Origin of the sequence: Desulfomicrobium macestii, from assembly GCF_014873765.1 — a bacterium.
GTDB lineage: Bacteria > Desulfobacterota > Desulfovibrionia > Desulfovibrionales > Desulfomicrobiaceae > Desulfomicrobium > Desulfomicrobium macestii.
On the sequence record NZ_JADBGG010000019.1, the window covers coordinates 68,213 to 92,009 of the forward strand.

At 59.9% G+C, this 23,797-nt stretch carries 19 protein-coding genes; 6 read left to right on the plus strand and 13 right to left on the minus strand.

Annotated elements, in window-relative coordinates:
- Positions 1–16: 16 nt before the first annotated feature.
- The 3 genes from greA to ilvB form a co-directional block, all read right to left on the minus strand.
- The gene (gene greA / locus H4684_RS12835) at positions 17–505 is read right to left on the minus strand and encodes a transcription elongation factor GreA (RefSeq protein ID WP_092191239.1); all 489 of its coding nucleotides are present in this window, start codon (positions 503–505) and stop codon (positions 17–19) included.
- A 204-nt stretch (positions 506–709) separates the two neighbouring features.
- Complete coding sequence (gene ilvN, locus H4684_RS12840; RefSeq protein WP_192624034.1) at positions 710–1,000, minus strand: acetolactate synthase small subunit; 291 nt, start codon at positions 998–1,000, stop codon at positions 710–712.
- Positions 993–2,672 carry an acetolactate synthase large subunit gene (gene ilvB, locus H4684_RS12845; protein WP_192624035.1) on the minus strand — a complete coding sequence of 560 codons (1,680 nt, stop codon included), beginning with the start codon at positions 2,670–2,672 and terminating at the stop codon, positions 993–995. The genes ilvN and ilvB overlap by 8 nt, the downstream gene beginning before the upstream one ends.
- Positions 2,673–3,108: 436 nt before the next feature.
- Here ilvB and H4684_RS12850 point away from each other — a divergent pair, with 436 nt between their 5' ends.
- Complete coding sequence (locus tag H4684_RS12850; RefSeq protein WP_092191233.1) at positions 3,109–3,660, plus strand: hypothetical protein; 552 nt, start codon at positions 3,109–3,111, stop codon at positions 3,658–3,660.
- Between the two features lie 66 nt (positions 3,661–3,726).
- On the opposite strand, the gene H4684_RS12855 is transcribed toward H4684_RS12850, so the two are convergent.
- Positions 3,727–5,268, minus strand: a complete 1,542-nt coding sequence (locus H4684_RS12855) for an NAD(P)/FAD-dependent oxidoreductase (protein WP_192624036.1) — start codon at positions 5,266–5,268, stop codon at positions 3,727–3,729.
- A gap of 25 nt (positions 5,269–5,293) precedes the next feature.
- Positions 5,294–5,959, minus strand: coding sequence for an HAD family hydrolase (locus H4684_RS12860; RefSeq protein WP_143077859.1), 666 nt, complete (start codon positions 5,957–5,959; stop codon positions 5,294–5,296).
- A gap of 156 nt (positions 5,960–6,115) precedes the next feature.
- Here H4684_RS12860 and H4684_RS12865 point away from each other — a divergent pair, with 156 nt between their 5' ends.
- The 4 genes from H4684_RS12865 (at position 6,116) to H4684_RS12880 (ending at position 10,959) form a co-directional block, all read left to right on the plus strand.
- Positions 6,116–6,427 carry a J domain-containing protein gene (locus H4684_RS12865; RefSeq protein ID WP_192624037.1) on the plus strand — a complete coding sequence of 104 codons (312 nt, stop codon included), beginning with the start codon at positions 6,116–6,118 and terminating at the stop codon, positions 6,425–6,427.
- Between the two features lie 672 nt (positions 6,428–7,099).
- On the plus strand, positions 7,100–7,651 hold the full coding sequence (locus H4684_RS12870) for a cytochrome c3 family protein (RefSeq protein WP_192624038.1): 552 nt from the start codon (positions 7,100–7,102) through the stop codon (positions 7,649–7,651).
- 34 nt (positions 7,652–7,685) lie between these two features.
- On the plus strand, positions 7,686–9,071 hold the full coding sequence (locus H4684_RS12875; RefSeq protein WP_192624039.1) for a multiheme c-type cytochrome: 1,386 nt from the start codon (positions 7,686–7,688) through the stop codon (positions 9,069–9,071).
- Positions 9,072–9,258: 187 nt separating this feature from the next.
- Complete coding sequence (locus H4684_RS12880) at positions 9,259–10,959, plus strand: potassium channel family protein (protein ID WP_192624040.1); 1,701 nt, start codon at positions 9,259–9,261, stop codon at positions 10,957–10,959.
- Positions 10,960–11,012: 53 nt separating this feature from the next.
- On the opposite strand, the gene H4684_RS12885 is transcribed toward H4684_RS12880, so the two are convergent.
- From H4684_RS12885 to H4684_RS12900, 4 genes are all read right to left on the minus strand, one after another.
- Positions 11,013–12,185: an iron-containing alcohol dehydrogenase gene (locus tag H4684_RS12885; RefSeq protein WP_192624041.1), complete on the minus strand. Its 1,173-nt coding sequence runs from the start codon at positions 12,183–12,185 to the stop codon at positions 11,013–11,015.
- A gap of 126 nt (positions 12,186–12,311) precedes the next feature.
- A complete protein-coding gene (epsC, locus tag H4684_RS12890) occupies positions 12,312–13,205 on the minus strand; it encodes a serine O-acetyltransferase EpsC (protein ID WP_092191217.1) in 894 nt (297 codons plus the stop codon).
- A 2-nt stretch (positions 13,206–13,207) separates the two neighbouring features.
- Entirely contained in the window at positions 13,208–14,137 is a 930-nt protein-coding gene (gene cysK, locus H4684_RS12895; RefSeq protein ID WP_092191215.1) for a cysteine synthase A, read from the minus strand.
- 109 nt (positions 14,138–14,246) lie between these two features.
- A complete protein-coding gene (locus H4684_RS12900) occupies positions 14,247–14,552 on the minus strand; it encodes an HU family DNA-binding protein (protein ID WP_092191213.1) in 306 nt (101 codons plus the stop codon).
- A 159-nt stretch (positions 14,553–14,711) separates the two neighbouring features.
- Here H4684_RS12900 and H4684_RS12905 point away from each other — a divergent pair, with 159 nt between their 5' ends.
- On the plus strand, positions 14,712–19,277 hold the full coding sequence (locus H4684_RS12905) for a glutamate synthase-related protein (RefSeq protein WP_192624042.1): 4,566 nt from the start codon (positions 14,712–14,714) through the stop codon (positions 19,275–19,277).
- Between the two features lie 82 nt (positions 19,278–19,359).
- On the opposite strand, the gene H4684_RS12910 is transcribed toward H4684_RS12905, so the two are convergent.
- The 4 genes from H4684_RS12910 to H4684_RS12925 all read right to left on the minus strand — a co-directional run bounded on the left by H4684_RS12910 (position 19,360) and on the right by H4684_RS12925 (position 23,254).
- Complete coding sequence (locus tag H4684_RS12910) at positions 19,360–19,674, minus strand: hypothetical protein (protein WP_192624043.1); 315 nt, start codon at positions 19,672–19,674, stop codon at positions 19,360–19,362.
- Positions 19,671–20,393 (minus strand): GNAT family N-acetyltransferase, encoded by a 723-nt coding sequence (locus H4684_RS12915; RefSeq protein ID WP_192624044.1) that lies wholly within the window; start codon positions 20,391–20,393, stop codon positions 19,671–19,673. The genes H4684_RS12910 and H4684_RS12915 overlap by 4 nt, the downstream gene beginning before the upstream one ends.
- Positions 20,394–20,593: 200 nt before the next feature.
- Positions 20,594–21,322, minus strand: a complete 729-nt coding sequence (locus H4684_RS12920; protein WP_225940415.1) for a GNAT family N-acetyltransferase — start codon at positions 21,320–21,322, stop codon at positions 20,594–20,596.
- Positions 21,323–22,246: 924 nt separating this feature from the next.
- A complete protein-coding gene (locus H4684_RS12925; RefSeq protein ID WP_192624045.1) occupies positions 22,247–23,254 on the minus strand; it encodes an MBL fold metallo-hydrolase in 1,008 nt (335 codons plus the stop codon).
- Between the last annotated feature and the right edge of the window lie 543 nt (positions 23,255–23,797).

Consider the following 23,797-nt stretch of genomic DNA (forward strand, 5'->3'; position numbering starts at 1 on the left):
TATGTCCTTGAAAAGGCTATTTCAGTCCGGCCGTACCGTTGAAGCTGACGGAGATGACCTCGTAATCCACGCGCCCTTTCGGGACCTGGACGGAGATTTCATCGCCTTCCTGTCTGCCAAGCAAGGCCCGTCCCACCGGCGACTCGATAGAGATGGTGCCCTTGGTGTGATCGGCCTCATCGGGCCCGAGCAGGGTGTAGGTCTTGCGCTCTTCGGTCTCCAGATCCTCGACGGTCACCGTGGCTCCAAATACCGCGCGGTCGCTCTGCAGCGTATTGATGTCGATGACTTCAAAACGAATCATGCGCGATTCGATATGGCTGATCCGGGCCTCCAGCATGCCCTGGCGTTCACGCGCGGCGTCGTATCCCGCGTTCTCGCGCAGGTCGCCCTCTTCCCGGGCTTCCTTGATGGCCTGAATAATGGCCGGGCGCTCTTTCTTGAGGTCTTCCAGTTCCTTTTCCAAACGCTTGAAGCCTTCGACTGAAATGGGAATCCTGTTCATCATCATCCTTTGTGTGCAAAAATAGCATTGAGCCAATAAAAAAAAAGATGCTTTGCCCACCAATTGGCTTGTGGCGGGCAAAGCGAAAGCGACATTTTCAAAAGCAAACCAAGAACCTGACTAGTGCATCCACGGTTGCGGGTCAAGGGGCTTGGCAAACCATTCCGGCATCGCGGCCCGGCAAGAGGCCGGGGGGCCGGATTTTCATTCCCTCATGACCTGGCCGAGCCGGGCAAAGGTCTCCTCGGCGGCGGGCCGCAGCCGCACATCGTGCACGTCCTGCAACTTGCGCATCTGCCGGATCATCTGCTCCAGCCGGTCATCCTCGTTGACCAGAAGCCAGATGCGGCTCTCCTCGCCGCCGTCCGTGGGCAGGCAGAGAATGGCTTCGACGTTGAACGCGCGGCGGGAAAAAAGACCGCAGACATGGGACATGACCCCGGGATGGTTCTTGACCAGCACATCGAGGACGGTGCGTGACGTGTTGCTATGCATGGCATTCACCTCCGAGCATGGTTCTGTTGGCGGCCCCGGGAGGGACCATGGGCCAGACTTTCTCGTCGCGGTCCACCGGGACATGGATCAGGGTCGGTCCCCTGTGGGCCAGGGCCTCGCTCAACACGGCATCGGGATCGGCGGCTCCGGCCAGGTCCCAGGTCTTCCATCTGAACCCTGTGGCAATGAGCGGAAAATCGACGCTCACGTCGTAAATGGATGAAAAATAATTGGCCTTGAAAAAAAGCTCCTGCTGCTGGTGCACAAGGCCGAGGCAGGCGTTGTTCATGAGGATGATAGTCACGTCCACGCCCTGTTCGGCGGCCGTGGCCATCTCCTGGATGTTCATGAGCAGGCTGCCGTCGCCGCTGAAGCAGACGACCTTGCGCTCGGGAGCGGCCAGGGCCGCGCCGATGGCCGTGGGCAGGCCAAAACCCATGGTGCCGAGCCCGCCCGAGGTCAGCCAGCCGGTCCCGGGCATGAAAGGATAGCTCTGGGCCGTCCACATCTGATGCTTGCCCACGTCCGTGACCACGATGGCGTTTTCTCCGGCCAGTTCCCCGACCCGGCGGATCAGTTCCTGCGGGGTGTCGTGCCCGCCCTGCTCCGGGACCTGGGAGGGAAAGGCCAGCTTCAGGGCCTCGATGTACCCGATCCATTCCTGGCGCTCGGCCGGTGCGATCCTGGGCAAAAGAGCGCCGACGACTTCGCGCACGTCGCCAAGGATCGCCACGGAGGCGGCCCTGAGCTTGTCCAGTTCGCTGTGGTCGATGTCGATATGAATGACCTTGGCCTGGGGGCAGAACTCCTGCACCTTGCCCGTGGCGCGGTCGTCGAAGCGCACCCCGGCAGCCAGGATCAGGTCGCAGGCTTCAAGCGCCATGTTGGTGTGACGCTGGGCGTGCATTCCAAGCATGCCCATGTTCAGCGGATGGTCATGCGGCATGGCTGTCAGTCCCATCAGCGTCGATGTCACGGGCATGGAGGCGCGTTCGGCGAGGGTCAGCATCTCCTGGCCCGCGCCCGAGGCGACCACCCCTCCGCCGAGCCACAGAATGGGCCGCCGGGCGGAGTTGAGCATTTCCACGGCCGCGTCCAGATCCCCGTCGAAACAGGACGGAACGGGTTCGCGCTCGCCTATCTCGGGCCAGTGAGTAAAATCGGCCGTCTCCAGCTGGACGTCGCGCGGGATGTCGATCAGCACCGGTCCGGGACGGCCGCTGGTGGCGATGGCGAAGGCCTCGGGGATGATGTGCAGCAGGTCGCGGGCCTCGCGCACCAGAAAATTGTGCTTGGTGATGGGGATGCTCATCCCGTAGGTGTCCACCTCCTGGAAGGCGTCGGTGCCGATCATGGCCCGGGGGACCTGGCCGGTGATGCAGATGACGGGGATCGAATCGAGCTTGGCGTCGGCGATGGCGGTCAGGATGTTGGTCGCGCCGGGCCCGGAGGTGGCGAAACAGACCGCGGGCAAGCCGGTGACCCGGGCCATGCCCTGGGCCAGAAAGCCCGCGCCCTGCTCGTGCCGGGTCAGGACGTGACGGATGCGTGTGCTGCGGGAAAGTGCGTCGTAGAGGGGGAGATTTGCGCCGCCGGGGATGCCCGCGATGGTGCGGATGCCCTGACGTTCAAGAAGGCTGATGGTCAGCTGCGCGCCGGTCATGGAAAACATCGTGCACTCCTTTTTCAGCTCGTCTGTAGACCGGCGGAGGGTGAGCTGAAAAAGGAAAACCCCCGCCGGCGCCTGCGCTGGCGGGGGAAGAATTCGTCCGTATCCCGTTACAGCGTCAGGGCGTCCATAACGACGCATACTACTACGACTACTACTAGGCTTACGGAGACGTCGGTAGTGATGCGGTTCATGGGGCTCTTCCTTGGGATTTGGATAATCGAGTATCGAAAGATTTTTTTAGGCTGTTCAAAAAAAACTGTCAAGCAGGCGCTTGACCTCGAAGACTCCGGCAGGACAGAAAAAGCTTGCCCGGCCACGCCGGTCCATGACACTCGAAAACAATGCCAGACCTTGATTCAGAAACGGTTTGCGGGCATGGTGCTCTTGCGGCCGACAGATTCATCGTATCGAACTTCAACCACTCACAGGAGGGCTCATGCCCACATCGGAATACACGCTTTTCAGCGGCGGCGCCCAGGGTACTGAAACGGAATTTGGCCGTCTGGCCGAACAATACGGCATTCAGGAAGTGACCTACACCTTTGAAGGCCACAAGATCGAGCGGACCCGAGGGCTGCGCGTGCTGACCCCCGAAGAGTTGATGCGCAAGGATGTGAGCCTGAGCTATGTCTCCAAGCTCCTGAACCGGACCTTTACCAACGCCCCCATGATGCGCAGCATCCTGCAGACCGTCATGTACCAGATCGAATCCGGTTACGAGATCTTCGTGGTCGGAAGCATCATGGAAGACGGCACGGTCAAGGGCGGAACGGGCTGGGGCACGGAGTTCGCCAAGATCTGCAACAAACCCCTGTACTGCTTCGGCCAGGTCCGCAATTCCTGGCACAAATGGACCGGTGAGATCTGGGAACGCTGCGAAACCCCGACCATCACCAGCCACCATTTCTGCGGCACGGGCACCCGTTTCCTGGAAGACAACGGCCGCCAGGCCATCGCCGACCTGTTCGCAAAATCTTTCGCAAAATAGCTCGGCAGCGCAGTAGCGCAGCCTGCCTTTTCATAGGTCCTATAGGTCCCATAAGACCCATAGGACCTATTTTTTCAGCTTGCGCACCACTGCCTTGGCCACCGCCACCCCATCCATGGCAGCCGAAACAATGCCGCCCGCATGCCCGGCCCCTTCGCCGCACGGAAAAAGGCCGCGCACCTGCGGGTGCATGAGCGTCTCGCGATCACGCGGGATGCGTACCGGGGAGCTGGTTCGTGATTCAACGGCCAGAAGCGTCGCCTCGGCGCTGTCGAATCCCTTGTGTTTCCCGCCCAGAATGGTCAGTCCCTCCTGCAGGGCCCGGACCACGAAGCCCGGCAGCAGGTCGTGCAGCGGCGCGCTGTGGATGCCGGGAATGTACGATGTCGCGCCCAGATTCTCAGACACCCTGCCCTGCAGAAAATCATCGGCCCGCTGGGCCGGAGCGCGCTGAGTCCGGCCGTCTCCGGCGCGGAACATGGTCTGCTCGACCTCGGACTGAAAGCGCAGCAGCGCCAGCGGATCGTCGCCCGGCACGTCGGAAGGACGGATCTCGGCCACCAGTCCCGCGTTGGCGAAGGGAGCCTTGCGGCTGGCCAGGCTCATGCCGTTCAGGACCAACTCGCCCGGAGCGGTTGACGCCGGAACCACGAATCCGCCGGGGCACATGCAGAACGAAAAGACGCCCCGCTCGCCCGTCTGGCAGGACAGGCGATAGCTGGCCGCGGGCAGGGCAGGATGACGCGGGCTGTGATGATAGAACATCCGGTCGACCAGCTCCTGCGGATGTTCGATGCGCACGCCCAGGGCGAAGGGCTTGGCCTCGATGAGCACCCCGCGTTTGAGCAACAGATCGTAGATGTCGCGGGCCGAATGCCCGGTGGCCAGGATCACGGCGTCGCCCTCCACCGTCTCTCCCCCGGCCAGGCGCACGCCGCGAACCTCCCCGGAGTCCAGGACCAGATCGGTCACATGCGCCTCGAAATGAATCTCTCCGCCGGCGGCGATGATGGCATCGCGCATGTTGCGTACCAGCTTCGGCAGCACGTTGGACCCAAGATGCGGGTGCGCGTCCACGCCGATATCCGGGGACGCCCCGTGGGCCACGAAAAGATCGAGAATTCGGTCCACATCGCCATGCTTCTTGGACCGGGTGTAAAGCTTGCCGTCGGAAGAGGTGCCCGCCCCACCTTCGCCGAAGCAGTAGTTGGAGTGCGGGTTGACCAGTCCTTCGGAGTAGATCTTCTTCACGTCCTTGAGCCGGGCGCGAACGTCGCGTCCGCGCTCCAGCAGCACGGGCTTTATGCCTGCCTCAAGCAGGGTCATGGCCGCGAAATATCCGCCCGGACCGGCTCCGACCACGACCACCCGCTCCCCGCCCAGGGGCCTTGGCGTGAACACAGAGGGGGCCGTGTCGTTCCCGCCCACGGCGATGCGCAGCAGAAAACGGGGCATCTTGGCCCGCGCATCCACCGAGCGGCGCACCACACGCACCCTGACGCCGCCGTCATCATCCATTCCGGCCTTGGCCAGGGCCTGGGCCCGTATGTACGCCGCGTCATCGATATTGTCGGGCTCCACGAGCAGATCGACGTGAATGAGTTCCATGAGGTGTCTCCGTATTGAAATATTTTTAAAACCATTCTTCGCGGCTGGCCAAAGCCTGCGTCAGCGAAGGATAAATTCGGGCCGCGCCCTCGCGCACGTCCGGCTCCGGCGTGGACAGATCGGGAATCATCATGGCGCGCGCCCCGGAGGCGATGGCCGCGCGCATGCCGGGATTGGAATCCTCGAAGATGACGCAATCCCCCGGCTGCACCTTGAGCGCGGCGCAGGTGCGCAGATAGATGTCCGGGTCCGGCTTGGGCCGCTCGATCTGCTCAATGGTCATGATCGACGCGAAACGGAACAGTTCCGGCCAGGCCTCGCGATTGCGCTCGACCATCTCGCGCCGGGACGATGTGGCCAGGGCCAGCGGCACTCCCTGCCCGTCAAGCCAGGTCACAAGCTCGACCGCTCCAGGCATGGGCGGTATGGCGCATGCGCGGCGTTCCTCTTCGCGCACCGCTTTCCAGTTCGCCCGAAATTCAGCCAAAGGAAAGTCTTTAAACCAGCACTTGAGCTTTTCCTCGCAGAGCACATTGGGAACCCCTACCAGGTGGGCATACAGGCCGTCATTCAAGTCAAAGCCCAAACGGGCCGACTCGCGCTGCCAGATCCGCTTCAGGGTGGCCTCGGTATCCAGGAGCAGCCCGTCCATGTCAAAAAGGACGGCCGCGGGTCGTTGCGCTTTCTTCATGGCGTTGGAGCTAAGCGCGAACCGGGGAAGTGGCAAGGGGAATTGCGTCGCAGCCTCCGGCGGATCGTCTTTACAGGCGGATTCGCCGGGGATACTCGTTGTGCATGTTCACGGTCAAAACCGCCCAGACCGCTCGGAGCAAGCAGGAAAATCAAAATGGCCACCTACAAGGAACTCATCGCGGCAAAAGCCGTGCTGGAATTGCCCGATCGCGCCTCATTGGGGGAAATCAGAACCTCCTACATAAGCCTGCTCAAGCGCTGGCATCCCGACACGTGCACAGAAGGCAAAGAAAAATGCAGTGAAATGACCCAGAGAATCGTGTCAGCCTACAGGACGGTTTGCGCCTACTGCGAAGCCTACGAATATTCCTTCGATGATCAGGAACTCAGGCGCCATCTCTCCAATGAGGAATGGTGGCTGGAAAAATTCGGCGAAGACCCCTTGTGGTCAAAAAATCATAAATGACAGACTATTAAATCACTCCCAGCCTTCCCCCACCTTCACAGACAAGACTTTTTGGCGGCACTCCGAAACCGAACGCTGCAACGGCAAAGTCTTCTTCATCAAAGCTCCGGTCGAAAGCTCCTTGCGCCTGGCAATCTCTCCAATCCAAAAGACTCCTCCTCACACGCACTCTTCCGTATTTTAAAGACATACCAATGCTCTTTTGAAATTGCGGTAAAAACATCAATTATTTTATTTATAAAATCATTTGATTCTTATATTATATTTGATATGATTCTTTTAAAAATCCATAATTATAGTTCATCGTATTGAAATTTAAATATTTTTTAATTCAATAATATTTTTTTTGGAATCTTTGAATGATAGATTAATTCTTGACAAAATCAATCAACAAAAAAACAAACTTCGACCCAGCAATGCAAATCATAACATTTCAACTCTTGAAATAAAGCACGCACAATGCACACAACCAGAAAAGAAAATCTGAAATAAAGTAGGCTATTGTACAAAAAAATAAGACATTTTTTTGAAATGGACATTTCGAAGAAAAATCAAAACGCAGGAAAACGGGAAAGACAATCATAAGTACAGCCGCATTCGCCCCCAGATCAGGATAAAAACAGACTGAACGTCCAAACTTGATTCTTGCCGGGTATGCAAAAGGGGAAGTCCATGAAAAAATTCCTGAAGCCGACCCTTCTCATTGTTTTTGGAATCGTCATCGCTTTTCCACTCTTCAGCATGACCTATTACACGATGGTCAGGACCAGCACGCCGCAGTTCTGCGCTTCATGTCATGAAATCCAGTGGGCGTACAACACCTGGAAGACATCGACCCATGTCAACAACATGCAGGGTTTCGTGGCCGATTGCATGGACTGTCATCTTCCTGCACCGCATGACACGGCAAACTTCTTCTACATGAAAACTATGCACGGCCTCAAAGACGTGATCGCCCACTTCATGATGGATTCCCCCGACGATTACGATCATGCCAAGAATCGCAGAAATGCTTACGCGTCCTTCAAAAACGACCAGTGTCTCAAATGCCACCGCAATATCGAAAACATTCCCTACAAGCGCGGCGCCATGCTCGCACACAAGCAGGTTCTGCATCCGATGCCTGGAATGGAAAAGCGCTGCGTCGAATGCCACTACGACCTCGTGCACAACGATCGCACATATTATGACTACAACAACCTGGATTTGCTTGCGAAAAAATAATCATTTCGGGGAGTCCACCTCAAGGAGGAAACGAATGAAACACCGTTACGCTTTTTTCATCATCTCCACCCTGCTCATCCTCGGCCTTGGCGCATGGGCAGGAGCGGACATGAACAAGGTCAAGGAGTTCCGCATCGAGCGGGGCATGTCCGAACAGGCCAGGGCCTGCATTGAATGTCACAAAGCCGAAACTCCCGGCCTGTTCGCGGACTGGGCGAACAGCAGACACGCAAGCGCCAATATCGGCTGCCTGGACTGCCATCAGGCCGAGGCGCATGACGCCGATGTGTCCGAACCCCACTACAAGCAGTATCAGCGGACGGACAACAAATGGGGCAAGCAGGAGTACCGCATGCCCATCGCCGCAGCCGTCACGCCCAAGGACTGCTCGCGCTGCCATCCGGACGAGGTCAAGCAGTACGCCAAGAGCAAGCACGCCAACACCATCGAGATCATGTGGAAGATCGATCCCTGGCTCAACAACGGCATGAACAGCGACTGGGAGCGCACCGCCGGATGCTACTACTGCCACGGCACGGTGCTCAAAAAGGACAAGGACGGCAATCTCGACGCCTCGACCTGGCCCAACGTCGGCGTCGGACGGGCGAATCTGGACGGCTCGCTCGGAAGCTGCACATCCTGCCACACCCGGCACCGCTTTTCCGTGGCCGAAGCCCGCAAGCCCGAAGCCTGCGGCCAGTGCCATCTTGGTCCGGACCACCCGCAGATCGAAATCTACACCGAGTCCAAGCACGGAGCCATCACGGAAGCCAACAAGCATGAATATCGCTGGGATTCCGCGCCCGGAACCTGGACGGCAGGCGTGGACTACCGCACGCCGAGCTGCGCTGGCTGCCACATGTCCGGCTCGGGAGCCGTCATCGGCACCCATGACGTGACGGAGCGCCTGGGCTGGGAACTGCAAGCCCCGCTGACCGTCCGGCCGCAGGATTTCGCACCTTTCCCGGCCCAGACCAGCTGGCAGGACGAACAGGAGAAGATGAAGACGATCTGCGTGCAGTGTCACGCAAGAAGCTGGGTTGACGCCCATTACGTCAAGACGGACAACTCCGTGACCGAATACAACGAGGTCTATTTCAAGCCCGCCAAGGCCATGCTCGACCAACTTTACGAGAAGGGTCTTCTGGATAAAACCCGGTTCTTCGACGAAAAGCTGGAGGTCGAATTCTACGAACTCTGGCACCACGAAGGACGTCGGGCCCGCATGGGCACGGCCATGATGGCTCCGGACTACACGTGGTGGCACGGCTTCTACGAGTGCAAGCACCGCTTCAACAATTTCATGGCCGAAGCGCGCCACCTCATCGCCACCAACCAGAAGGCCGAGATCTTCAAGGATTTCCCCAACGCCAACGGCGACACCACCAAGCCGGAGGTCATTTTCGGCCCGAAACAGTGAGCGTCCCCTGAACAACTCGATAAGGCGGCGGGGTCCTGGGCACAATGTCCAAAACCCCGCCGCCTTTTTGCAACTTTCATCTCCGGCCCACCCCAATCCACTTCGCCAGGCTCCTGAAGTCGCCTTGATCCCCCCTGCCCGTTAAGCTAGGGTCCTATAATCCCACCGAAAAACAGTGAGCGCAGCAATGAAATTTCTCGTTTCTCAAATGGCGGCCCTGGTCAAAAGCGGCCAACAAAAGGCCAATACGCGACTGATGATCCGTTTTCTGTTCATCCTGCTCAGCTTCTTTGCCGCCTTCACCGTTCTGTTCCACTTCCTGATGGCCTACGAAGGTCAGACACACTCCTGGATCACCGGTCTGTACTGGACCCTGACGGTCATGAGCACCCTGGGCTTCGGAGATATCACCTTCACCTCGGATCCTGGGCGCCTCTTCTCCATTTTCGTGATGCTGAGCGGCGTCGTGTTCATGCTCATCGTCCTGCCCTTCACCTTCATCCAGTTTTTCTACGCGCCCTGGCTTGAAGAACAGAACAAGGCCAGGGCCCCGCGCAAGGTTCCCGAGACCATGTCGAACCACGTCATCCTGACCTTCTGCGACGCGGTCACCCTCAATCTGGTGGAAAAGCTCAACCAGTACGGCATCCGGAGCGTGATCCTGGTTTCGGACCTGCAGGAGGCCCTCAATCTGCATGAGACGGGCCTGAACGTGGTCCTCGGCGAACTTGACGACCCGGAAACATATCTGCGGCTGCGTGTGCGCGAAGCGGCCATGGTCGTGGTCATGAACGATGACGTGGCCAGCACCAACATCATCTTCACCATCCGCGAGGTCGCGGACAAGATCCCCGTCATCACCAACGCCGATCAGGAGGACTCCGTGGATATCCTGGACCTCGCGGGCAGCACGCACACCTACCAGTTCACCAAGATGCTGGGACAGGTACTGGCGCGGCGGGTCATGGGGGTCAGCATGAAGGCCAACATCATCGGCAATTTCGATGAACTGCTCATCGCCGAGGCGCCCGCCATGCATTCCGCCCTCCAGGGACGTACCCTGGCCGAAAGCAGGCTACGCGAACTGACCGGCGTAAACGTGGTCGGCATCTGGGAGCAAGGCCGCTTTCAGCTGCCCGACCCCATGACCATGATCGGCGCTTCCACGGTGCTGGTTCTGGCGGGTTCCGAGGCGCAGCTCGACACCTATGACGCGCTCATGGGCGCGACAAAGCTCAGCAAGGAACACAGCGGGCCGGTGGTGGTTCTGGGTGGGGGCAGGGTCGGCATGTCCGTGGCCAGGACCTTGACCGAAAGGGGCGTCGACTATCGCGTGGTTGAAAAGAAGACACTCAGGAACACGGAGGATTCGAGAATCATCCAGGGCAGCGCGGCCGATCTGGACATCCTTGTCCTGGCCGGAATCAACGAGACGCCGTCCATCATCATCACCACCCACGACGATGACCTGAACATCTTCCTGACCATCTACTGCCGCCGCCTGCGGCCCGACGTCCAGATCATCAGCCGGGCCAGTCTGGACCGCAACATCAACACCCTGCACCGCGCCGGGGCCAATCTGGTCATGTCCTTTTCATCCCTGTTCTCGACCACCATCCTGAACCTGCTCAATCCGCACAAACTGCTCATGCTCTCCGAAGGGCTGAACATCTTCCGCTCGGAACCGAGCCCGGCCATCGTGGGCAAGCCCCTGCGCGAACAGAAGATCCGCCAGTCCACCGGGTGCAGCATCATCGCCATCAAGCGGGGCGAGGAAATGCTCCTGAATCCCGAGCCGGATACCATCGTGTCCAAGGATGACGAGCTCATCCTGATCGGAACGGCGCAGGCGGAGAAGAACTTCATGGAGCAGTACCCGGCCTCCTAGAAAAACGGCCCGGGCGCACGTTCACGAACCGGCGCGCGCAGTGCCCTGCTCCGTCACTGCGTGGAGGAGCCACTGTCCATGGCCCGGCGCAGGATGGCCAGCAGTTCGCCCTTGTCCAGCACGATCGGATTTCCGTGCATGCTCGATGCCCGAGCAGCCTTTTCGACCGCCTCCTCCATGACCTCCCCGGTCAGCCCCAGCGCCCCGAGCCCCCGGATGCCAAGCTCGGAGCAAAGCGCCCGCACGAATTCCAGTCCGTCCTCGGCCCGGGCGTCCTGAGTACCGGTCAGCAGCCTTCCGACCTCGTCGTATCTGGCAAGCGCCGGATGTTCCGGGGCCACGTGACGCAAAACACGGATATTGGCCTCCATGACATGGGGCAGCAGGGCCGCGCAGATCTCGCCATGCGCCGCGCCGAGCATGCCTCCCAGGGGAGCGGCGAAGCCGTGCACTGCTCCGAGCTTGGCGTTGGCCAGGGCCATGCCAGAAAACAGGCTGGCCAGGGCCATGTCCGAACGCGCGCGCATGTTTGCCCCGTCCTGCACCGCGACGCGCAGCGAACGCGCCGCCCGCGTCAGACCGTCGCGACAGAGCGGATCGGTCAACGGACTGGCCGCATGGGACACGAAGCACTCCATGAGCTGGGTCAGGGCGTCCATGCCGGAGGCGGCGGTCTGCGCGGGGGGCAGGGACACGGCCAGCTCGGGATCGACGACGGCCAGGGTAGGGATCAGATCCGACGCGCGCAGACTGGCCTTGACCCCGTGCGCGGGGGAAAGGAGCACGGCGTTGGCCGTGACCTCGGACCCGGTCCCGGCCGTGGTCGGCACCGCGACCATGGGCAGGGGCTCATGCTCAAGGGGCGCGCCGCGTCCGACCACCTCCAGGTAATCGAACAGGTCGCCCGTATTGGCGGCCAGGGCGGCCAGGGCCTTGCCCGCGTCGATGACGCTCCCGCCCCCGACGGCCACGACCACATCGCAACGCGCCCGCCGCGCGGATTCGGCCTGCGCGGAGATAAACCCGGTTTCGGGCTCGCCGCCGACGGCAACACAGAGCACGTCATCCATGACGGCCTTCAAATCCTCAAGCAGCCAGTCATAGCGCTCGGGGCGGCTCCCGGTCACAAGCAGGCAGCGTCTGCCCATGTGGGAGGCGTGCGTGGCTACGCCCGCCCTTGAACCAATGCCGAAAACCACGCGCGCGGTGGAAAAGGAATATATCATGTCGCCTCCAGAACTCCCCTTTTATGCCCTCGCGCAGCCGTCCACAAGCAGGAGCGTTCCGACCGGCGCAAAAAAAAACCGCAATCTCTTGCGAGTGCGGTTTTTAAAATTGGAAAGCAGCCGGTTCTAGAGGTTGCGATAAACCCTGCTCCCGGGAGCCACGTCGTCCACGACCCAGACATTGCCGCCGATGACCGCGCCCTCTCCGATGGTGATGCGCCCGAGAATGGTCGCGCCGGAATAGATGGTCGCGTTGTCCTCGACGATGGGATGACGGGCGATGCCCTTGACCAGATGTCCGTTCTCGCCCTTGGGGAAGCTCTTGGCGCCCAGGGTCACGCCCTGGTAGAGGCGCACGTTCCGACCGATGATGCAGGTCTCGCCGATGACCGTGCCCGTGCCGTGATCGATGAAGAAGGACTCGCCGATGGTCGCGCCGGGATGGATGTCGATGCCGGTGGCCGAATGGGCCATCTCGGTGATGATGCGCGGGATGAGCGGCACGCCCAGAAGATAGAGCTCGTGGGCGATGCGGTAGTTGGTCACGGCCCTGATGGACGGATAGCAGAAAATGGTCTCACCCGGATTCTTGGCCGCCGGATCGCCGGCAAAGGCGGCCTGCACGTCCGTGGCCAGCATGTGTCGGATGCGCGGCAGGGTCTTCAGGAATTCATTGGAAAGATTTTCGGCCCTCACCTCGCATTCCACGGAACATGAGTTCTCGTCCTTCTCGCAGGCGAAGCAAAAACCGCGCTCCACCTGCTGGGTCAGTTCGCGGCGCACCTTCTCAAGCTTCGAGCCCACGAAATAGGCCATGTTCTGGGGCGTGATGAAGGATTCCTTGAAAAAACCCGGAAAAAGCACGGAGCGCAGCCGTTCCACGATCTCCGAAAGGAGCTCCACCGAAGGCATGGGCGAACCAAAAGACGGCTGGTGGTAGACGCCTCTGTAGGATTCCGGGGCGCACAGGCTTTCCACCACCCCGCTCAGGACATTGTCGATCTTCAAATATTTGGCCATGCTCAGCTCTTGGATGCAAAAAGTTCAGTGGACAGATAGCGCTCGCCTGTGTCGCAGATGATGGCGACGATGAGCTTGCCTTCCATTTCCGGTTCCCGGGCAAGCTGCAAGGCAGCCCAGACATTGGCTCCCGAAGAAATCCCGCACAGGATTCCCTCTTCGCGGGCAAGGCGGCGGGCCATGATCATGGCGTCCTCGTTGGAAACGGCGACTATGCGGTCAATGGTGCCGCGATCAAGCACTTCGGGAATGAAATTGGCGCCGATGCCCTGGATCTTGTGCGGTCCGGCCTTCCCGCCGCCAAGGAGCGGAGAGGCTGCCGGCTCCACGGCCACGGCCATGAAACCCTGCTTGCGGCGCTTCAGGGTGCGGCCAACCCCGGTGATGGTCCCGCCCGTGCCCACCCCGGCCACCAATACGTCGATGCGGCCGTCGGTGTCGTGCCAGAGCTCTTCGGCCGTGGTGCGTTCGTGCGCGGCCGGATTGGCCGGGTTGACGAACTGCCCGGGCATGAACCCGTCCTCAAGGGACGCCAGGATCTTTTCCGCCTCGGCCACGGCTCCGGCCATGCCCGCCGACGCAGGCGTGAGCACGAGCTCCGCGCCCATGGCGGCAAGGAGCATGCGTCGCTCAACGCTCATGGACTCGGGCATGGTCAAAATGAGATGATAGCCGCGCACGGCGCAGACAAAGGCCAGACCCACGCCGGTGTTGCCGCTGGTGGGCTCGACAATGACCGAACCGGGACGAAGCCTGCCGCTGCGTTCGGCCTCGTCGATCATACTCAGCGCGATGCGGTCCTTGATCGAGGACAGGGGGTTGAAAAATTCGAGCTTGACCACAACATCGGCCAGACAGCCGGTGGCCATGCGGTTCAGGCGAACCAGGGGGGTATTGCCGACCAGGTCGGTCATGGAATTTGCGATCTTCATAAAGCCTCCTGAAAAGGACTGACGGCGCGAAAATGAACCAGGACGCGGGGTAAGTCCAGGCAAAAAAAATCCGGCCCTGAGGCCGGACGGGTGCTTGAAAAAATTGTTTTTACTCCAATCCCTTGGTTATAAAATCAAGAGAAGTGAGAGCATCTTTCAGGCGCTTGCCGGGAGAAAATTTGATGTCTTTTCCCGGATGCGGATCCTCGCCCTTGCGCGGGGCGCGCTCGACCACGGCCATGGTCCCGATGCCAGGCAGGTTGATCTTGTCCCCCTTGCTCAAGGACTCGGTGATGCTCTCCATCATGGCGTCCACGACCCGTTCGGCCTCCTCCTCGGAGTAGCCCATTTCGGCCTTCAGGCGTTCGATGAGATCGGCTTTTTCAACTTGAATCTCGGCGTTGTCCGCTACCATAAACGTCACCTCGCATTGGTATGGCTCATTAGATAGACAAAACCGGCCATGCGGTAAAGAGCTTCACAAAGCTTTGTGAAATATTTATTGAAATGGCCCCCAATACCACTTCAGGCTATGGGGATTTATCCTTGCCTTGTCAATCCCGGGAGATCCGTAATGAATAGACCACACCTGCTCGTGGAAGAACGTGACGCCTGCGCCATAATCGCCTTCGTGGACAAGCGCGGTCGCGCCACCCACGCCAATATCGTCAAGACCATCGACGCCTTGAAAAAAATGGCTCACCGCTCCGGCGACATCAACAGCGAAGGCGACGGCTGCGGCATCCTGACCGACATTCCACGCTCCATCTGGGGGCAACGGCTGGAAGATGCGGGACTGAGCCGCCACCTGAGCGAAAGCCGGGGCTTTTTCGTCGGCCACTTTTTCCTGCCCATGGATGCGCCGGCGCAAACCGGGGAACTCAAGGAGCGGCTGCGGGCCATCCTGACCGCATCCGGCGCGGAAACTCTCCTGGAGGTGGACGACCAGATGCACCCCTCCGAGCTCGGGCCCATGGCCCGGACCGAAGCGCCCCTTTTCCTGCAGATCTGCGGCCTGGTCCGCGACGACACCCGACAGGAAGGCGGCAAGCGCCTCTTCAACATCCAGATGGAACTGGAACGCGACCTGCCCGAAGCGCACGTCTGCTCGCTCAGCCTCGACAGCGTCATCTACAAACTGCGCGGCACTCCCGATCTTCTGATCCGGGTCTACCCGGACCTGCAGAACCCGGACAGCAAGGCCCTGATCACCCTCGGCCACAGCCGCTACTCCACCAACACCCTGCCCACGGCCCACCGCGCCCAGCCCTTCTCGCTGCTGGGGCACAACGGGGAGATCAACACCATCGAGAAGCTGCGCAGCTCGGCCCGCGCGCTCGGCATCATGCCCACGCCCGGAGGCAGCGACTCCCAGGACCTGAACCGCATCCTCGAAGGGCTCATTCATGTGCACGGCTTTGAATTCATGGAAGCGCTGGAGATGGTCTTCCCGGCCATCCATACCGAAGTCGAGCGCATGCCCGCCGATCTGCGCCGCATGTACGGCTTCTACCGCTGGTTCTTCGCCCCTTCCGCCCAGGGCCCGGCGGCCGTGGTTTCGAGGTTCGGGGACATGTGCATGGGCAGCGTCGACGCCCTGGGCCTTCGCCCGCTCTGGTTCGGGGAGAGCGACTACGACTATTTCCTGTCCTCGGAGAAGGGTGTGGTCGATCTGCAGAGCACCATCCACGATCCGCGCCCGCTGGCTCCGGGCGAGAAAATCGCCATCATTTCCGGCGCGGGCAAGCGCGGCGAGGTGCTTGACTATTGCGCCCTGCAGGAGCGCCTGAAGCGCCTGTTCGAGCAGGGACGCCTGACCCCGCTGGCCGACAACCTGCACGGCAAGATCCCCGAATCCATCCTGAACTGCCCGGAAGGGGCCTGCCACGAGCTGCGCCGCTTCTTCCTGGACCGGCCCGTGTTCGACGACGGGGCGTGCCCGGCCGTCTCGGCCCTGCTGGCGGCTTTCGGCTGGCACAAGTACGACCAGAACATGCGCAAACACGTCGCGGCCACAGGCAAGGGGCCCATCGGCTCCATGGGTCATCAGGGCCCGCTGTCCTGCATGGACGACAAGAGCCTGTCCAACGTGAGCGACTATTTCAAGGAGAACGTGGCCGTGGTCACCAACCCGGCCATCGACCGCGAGCGCGAGGCCGAGCATTTCTCCACGGCCGTCATCCTCGGCGACCGCCCGGACAACCCGGATCGCCCGCCCGTTGGCCTGCGCCTGAGGACCCCCATCCTGCTCGGCGGCGAGTTCAGCCCGGCCCTGTCCTCCCTCGATATCCTGTCCGTATGCCGGGAGCACGGCACGCACACCCTGGAGCAGGTCCTGGATTTCTTCACCGCCCAGCAACGCGACCCCTCGCGCATGGCCATCCTCGACGCCACCTATGTCCCGGACCAGGGACTGGCCGGGCGGCTGGACGAGCTTGAGGACGAAGCCTCCCAGGCCGTCGGGCGCGGAGCCGCCATCCTCGTTCTGGACGACAGCGCGAGCTTTGTGGACGGACGGGTCTACATCGATCCGGGCCTGACCGTGGCCCGGCTGCACCGCGCCGCCGAAACGGGCCGCATCCCCCGCCTGCCCTCGCTCATCGTGCGCAGCGGAGCCATCCGCAACCTGCACGACATCATGTTCATGCTCGGTCTCGGCGCCGCCGCCGTGAACCCCTACATGCTCTGGAAACAGGCCTACGCCCAGGCCGAGAGCGCCGAAGGTCTCCAGCGCACCCTCTCCCACACCCTGACCGCGCTGCAGACGGGCGTGGAAAAGATCATGTCCACCATGGGCATCCACGAGCTGTGCGGGTATGGCCGGATCTTCTCCTCCATCGGCCTCAAACGGGAGCTTGAGGAAGTTTTCGGATGCGCCAATTTCTGCTCTTCCGCATCCGCGGGTCTTGGCTACACAGAGCTTGAAGCGCAGGGCCGCAAACGCGCGGAACTGGTCCGCCAGGGCCTTGAACGCAAGCTCGCCGGCGACCCCAAACGCAACGCCAGGACCGGAAAAATCCTGCGCTCCGTGGCCGTGGGCAAGACAGGCTACCTGCAAATGGCCGAGGCCCTGGACGAGGTTGACCGGGACAACCCCGTCGGACTGCGGCATCTGCTGGACATCGCCACCCGCGACACCGCGCCCCTGCCTCTTGAGAACGTGGACATCTCCATCGGCCGGCACTCCATGCCGATTCTGATCTGCGCCATGTCCTTCGGCTCCCAGGGGGAAAGCTCCTTTCGGGCCTATGCCGAGGCCGCGCGCAAGACGAACATCGTGTGCATGAACGGCGAGGGCGGCGAAATCCCGGACATGCTCGGCAAATATCGGGAAAATCGCGGCCAGCAGGTTGCCTCGGGACGCTTTGGCGTGTCCATGGAACTTCTGAACTCCGCCCGCTACCTCGAAATCAAGGTCGGACAGGGCGCCAAGCCCGGCGAGGGCGGACACCTGCCCGGCTCCAAGGTGACCGAGATGGTGGCCCAGGCCCGGCACTGCAAGCCCGGCATCGCACTCATTTCGCCCTCCAACCATCACGACATCTACTCCATCGAAGATCTCTGCCAGATCATCACCGAACTCAAGACCGCAAACCCCGAGGCGCGCATATCCGTCAAGATCCCGGTCACCAGCGGCGTGGCCACCATCGCAGTGGGCGTGGCCAAGGCCGGGGCGCACATCGTCAACATCAGCGGCTTCGAGGGCGGCACGGGGGCGGCACGCGAACACGCCAAGAAATATGTCGGCCTGCCCGTGGAGATCGGCGTCACCCAGGCCCACCGGGGGCTGGTCGAGGCGGGACTTCGGCATCAGGTCGAGCTGTGGTGCGACGGCGGCGTGCGTTCCGGGGCGGACGTGGTCAAGCTCATCTGTCTAGGCGCGGACCGGGTCGGGGTGGGCACGGTCGCGCTCATGGGCGTGGGCTGCATCAGCTGCGAGCAATGCCACCTGGACACCTGCCCGCGCGGAATCTCCACCCAGATCCGTACCGTGGAAGAGGCCAAGGCTCGCGGCGTGAAGCTCTTCAAGCCCCTGCAGAGCGAGGTCGAGGCCGAGAACCTGGCCCGCCTGCTGCGCGCTTTCGGCGACCAGATCCGTCACATCCTGGCCGGACTCGGCGAAAGGAGACTGGCCGACCTGGTCGGACGCACGGACCTTCTGGTCCAGGCCAGGGGCCGTGATCAGGTCGACCTGACCGACCTCCTCGTGCCCGCGCCCATGGACTCCGTGAAATCATACTGCCCGGTGCCGCGCATCGTGCGCAGGCCGCTGGACAACCTGACCCGGCTCATCTCCGACATGGCCCTCTCGACCCTCGGCCAGGAGTGCGGATTCGTGCAGTACAAGGAAGAGAACGTGCGCTCCGTGGACCGCGCCGTGGGCACCTATCTTGCGGGAGCCATGGTGCGGGAGCGCGCGGCGGGCGACCGGGGCAAGGTGGAGCTGCTCCTGACCTCCTCGGTTCCCGGCAACGGCCTGTGCGCCTTCAATATCGACGGGATCGGCACCGTGGTCGAGGGCGGCGGCCAGGACGGCATTGCCAAGGGGGCGCGCGGCGGAGAGGTCTGCATCCTCAAAGGCGTGAACATCCTCGGCCAGCGCGTGGACGGATCCGTAGGCAAGTCCCTGGCCTACGGCGCGCTTTCCGGCACGATCATGGTCCAGAACCAGGCCGACTCGCGCGCCTGCGTGCGCATGTCCGGAGCCGACGCCATCTTCGGAGGACGCATCACCGCGTCCGTGCGCGACGAACTCGGGAACATCGCCTCAAGAGCGCACCTGAAGGGCTTTGCCTTCGAATACATGACCGGCGGCCGCGCCGTGGTCCTGGGCGATCCGGGCCCATGGATGTGCGCAGGCATGACCGGCGGCGTCATCTACCAGTGCCTCTACCCGGAATGGAACTTCGGACGCGAAAATCTGCAGCGCCGCTTTTCGAGCGGATCGCACGTGGTCATCAAAAACCTGGACGAAGACGACATCGTGCAGGTGCGGGAATTGCTGGGCAAATATGTGAGCACCCTGGAGCAGAGCTTCCAGAAGGAGGAGGCGGTGATCGTGCAGGGATTGGCGGACGAGGCCCAGGGGCGCTTCGTCAAGATCGTGCCGGGGAAAGGCACGGGCATCAAGCCGGAATAAAAAGGCACATGGCGCCGGGACATCCAATCCGGCGCCATGCCGCCATACATTGACGGACGGCGTGCGACGCAACCGCTGGGAGTCAAATCAGGCTGAAACCGCCGTACATGATCCCGGCGAAAATGCCGAAATTGAAGGCGCTGATCCAGGTCGTCCACGTGTAGCGACTCTTGTATATGGCCACTGCAATGACCCCAACGGTGATGAGTATGACGACCAGCCATTCCAGGCTGCCCCCACCCCATTCCAGCAGATCCCTGGCGACGTAGATCTGCCCATACCCGAGCAACCCGCCATGCAACGCCGAAACCACACCGAAATGACTCAAGAAATCGTCGATAGCCTGGATGAACAGACAGATGATCACGGCGCCTACGACCAAGATGAATTGCGTCATGCTCCTCTCCTGAACTGCGCATAAGGCTTGACGGAAATTCCAGACAAAACCTCTGCAATAAACAGGTTACACCAATCAACTTTTTTCAAAAGCGGCGCCTTGAGCCGCATCCTGGAAAAATCCGCCTCCAGTACCGGGACTCCCAAGACAAATCTGTTCCGAACTTGCATGGCGGCTTGCGGGCGGGGAACGTATTCACAGCAGGCGTGGGGCAATCTTTCCAGGACGCACTCCCCGCTTGAATCAGAGCGTGTCAGATCCAGGGTGAGAACAACGTGTTCTCGCTCATCCTCGAAGCCCTTCTTGGCGAAGAACCTGATGGCCGCCGCATTGCCGGCATCCGTATCCACGACGAACTGGCAGGCTCCGGCGTTGACCATGCGCTCTTGCAACTCATCGTAGAGTTTGTGGGCCACGCCCATGGACTGAAATTCCCTTTCCACTCCCACCCAGACAATATAGCCGTACGCCCATGAATCCTTGCAGGTGAGGGTGCCGATGATGAATCCGGCCAGGGTGTCGCCCGCATGGGCCACGAGGCTGAGTTCGGGTTCCGTGCTGAAGTGTCCGACCACCTCCCGCTTGTCCCAGGTACTGTACAGGAAGGGGTAGAGCTCTTTTGTGAAAAGACGCTCGCCCATGTGATAGACCTCGGCCAGATCGTCCAGCTCCATCTCACGGATGCAGATTTTACTGGCAGAGTGATTTTTTGTGCCCATGATTCAGCTCACTTCCTGTTTACGGTTGCACAACCATTTTATGAAATATTCACGATCCGCTTCACTTCCTGCACCATCAAACCAGATAATGCTCCCTTACCGTTGAACGATTGCATCGAACTTTCGCTCAGGCCCTGTTTATCCTTATCTTCGAACTGCTACAAAGAGTACATCTTGAGCATGATGCATATACAGCGATCTCATTTGATGTTTCTTGAATCTGCATTCAAGGTTGCGTCATCCTGCCCGAACAAAGCGCCATGAACCTGGCTGGTCAATGTGGCAATCCTGTTCCATGATCGCAGTCCGGCGGAAAAATTCTTCCATGATCGCCCGGCGGCCTTGGAGCGCGGTTCGCATTCGGGGCAGTCCTTGTCGCCTTTACCCGCAGCGGCATTCTTGGCAGCGCCCAGACTCAAGGTCAGGACCACATGCTCCCGCTCATCCCTGAAGCCCTTCTTGGAAAAGAACCGGATGGCGCCGGTGTTGCTGGCGTCCGTATCCACGACAATCTGGTGCGCCCCGGACTCGGCCATGCGCAGGGCCACTCTGCCGTAGAGCTCATGGGCCACGCCGAGCGACTGAAACCTGCTGTCCACACCCAGCCAGATAATATAGCCGTAGATACGTGATGTCTTGGTAATGAGGGAGCCGATGATGAACCCGGCCAGCTCGCCGTCCACATCGGCCACGAGACTGAGCCCTGGTTCGGTGTTGAAGTGCCCGACCACCTCCCGCTTGTCCCAGCTGCTGTACAGGAAAGGATAGAGCTCCTTGGTGAAGAGTCGCTCGCCCAGGTGATAGACTTGGGCCAGGTCGTCCAGCGCCATCTCGCGAATGGAGATCGGGGGAACTGTTCGAGGCGTTGTGCTCGTGATTTTTGCATCCCACTGCTTCACCATGGCGGACCAATTTCGCGAGGGTTCCATGCTTTCCTCCGTTGTCTGCATGATTCGTTCACCTGATTTTGCTCATTATTTGTTCCCTAATATTTTACTCTTACGCCAAAGTAATCTTATGCCCATACTTCTACCGATCGCATTCCGCGAATGTAATGCATAACAATATTAAAATATGAATGCCCATAATACGTATCTGTACGTATTATGGGCATTCAACACCTTGGGTATCTAACCCATCAATCGAAAATCATACTGAAATAATTGTATTTTATTTTTCAGAAGACTGTCACCTGAGCGCCAAACGGCGTACTACTCAAACAATAACCGGAAAAAGATGTAGCATATCGAAATAAAAGAAAAATTTAACAAGAACACTAGGTAGTACGTAGTATCGAGCGGGACCACTCTTTCTCGGTCCGTCAAAGCAGGCTCCCTGCCGGCTTGGTTGCCCCGGGATTCACCGGCAGAAAAAATGAGCCTTCGGTCGCAGGCAAGCGCCTGTTTGGACGGAATTATGTCAGTCCATCCAAGAGGACCAAAGGCTCATCTTCCCAAAATCACAAAGGCAGGCCCAAGGCGATAACGGCCACGGCGACACAAACCGGAGTAACCAGAAAGGCGGCCACGAAACGCCGCAGTCGTCTCTCCTTGATACAGACGGCACACATCCCCTTGCTGTCATCTGCAAAGTACAACCCGCATTTTGGACACGCATAAATAGTCATGAGAAAATCCTCCATTAATTTCCCAAATGACTATCATTTTTACTCTGTTTTACCATCAGTTATAGGTAAAAACTGTTATAAATATATATAAGTAAGAAGGCAAAAAAATACGCAAGTACTTATAAAAATAAATACCACATCGCATTCACTACGTATCTACACTTACGAAGCTGAAATAGGACAAAAGCATCGGAGCGGAATCCGGTCCCGCTGTCCTCAAGTGTCGCTATTCGCCCTGAAAACCCGGCCGGGTATTTACCGTTGCAAAGCCTTCATTTCGAGAGCGACGGACGCGATCGCCGGACAGCCGCTCAAAGTCAAAGTACGCACGCACGTCCGTCTCTGCGCTTGCATACCGAGTGTGCCATTCCGCCGGAACAGGCATTTCCTCGTAAAGCTCCACTCGCCTGGCCTCAAGCAGCCGCACGGGACGTCCCATCCATTCGGCGGCGCAGTACACGCGTCTTCCCGCATGTTCCGACAGAGCCTTCAGCCACTCCAGACCTTCCACGCAGCGCAGCAAATGATGGTCAAGGATGACGTTCCTGACGTTTTCGACTAGGCGAACGGCATTGCGCCAAGCCTGCTCGCGCTCCGCCGCGCCCAGCTGGGCGCGATACAGGGGCGGACCAGCGGCGAACACGGTTGTCGGCCGCCACTCGATGATGTGGTCCACGGCGCGATCGTCCAGGAGCTGAATGTCGGAGGCATGCACGAAAACATGGCCGTGATCCGTGACCTTGGTCATCATGACCTTGCCTCCACGACTTTCGCAAGCGCCGTGGGGATAAAGGGGCGAAAAGGAGATTTCCCCGAGGTCCAAGCCTTGCGCAACGCGCAGTTTCAGACCGAATACGCGCATGAGATTGTCGAAACGATTGCGCATGCCGGGCAAAAGCGAGGTCGCGGATGGACACCAGCAGCGCCGCGAGCCTGTGCCCGGTGGCAGATGGCGGATATCCAGCTGGTAGGGATTGGCGTTTGCCAAGGGGATATGGTCGCCGTGAAAATGGCTGAAGACAACGTCCGTCGCCGTTTTGAGCGCAGCCAGGATCCGCCTTCTGACCATGATTCCCATGGCGATCTGCATGGGATGAGGCAGCAGGCCGTGGCGAACATAGCCGAGGGCTATGCCGGGATCGATGACGATGCGCCGCTCCGACGTTTTGGCCAGGCAACACAGTCCGCGAACCCCAAGGGATTCGGTGCCAAGGATGTCGATGGTCATGCCCATGGTCAGACTCCGCCGTAGTGCCCATATGCCTGATGAACGGCCTTGAGCGGCCCCGCCGTATTTTCGATCATGAAACCCCGCGCCCTTGGGCTCGCAAAAAAAGATAAGACATCCGCAGCCAAAGCCCAGGCAAGCCGCGACTCAGCCTTGCGATCCTTCTCAGCGAACTTGCGACGCCCGCTACAAGCAGAAAAACTCCAATTCTGGACCGCCTGCCCCCAAACAAACTTAACGTATTGTAATCAAAGCAAATTTATCAACATTAACTGCCACACAAGCGAACAGCGCGACGATCGTGATCGAAGCCGAGCCCCATCGATGAGAGATTTCAGACAGTTTCAGATCTTTAATATATTGAAATTTCATCATGGAAACGACTGTAACAATTATCGACGCGAGGAGCCTGCAGCGAATGTAGTCGGGGCAAATTCAAACACTGATTCAAAGAGTTATTAATCCGAGCATAAAATAGTTAACATTCGTGGAAGAATTGTGTACATTCGGATCCATGCAAACCACCGATGCACGCAAGCTTCCGCCCAA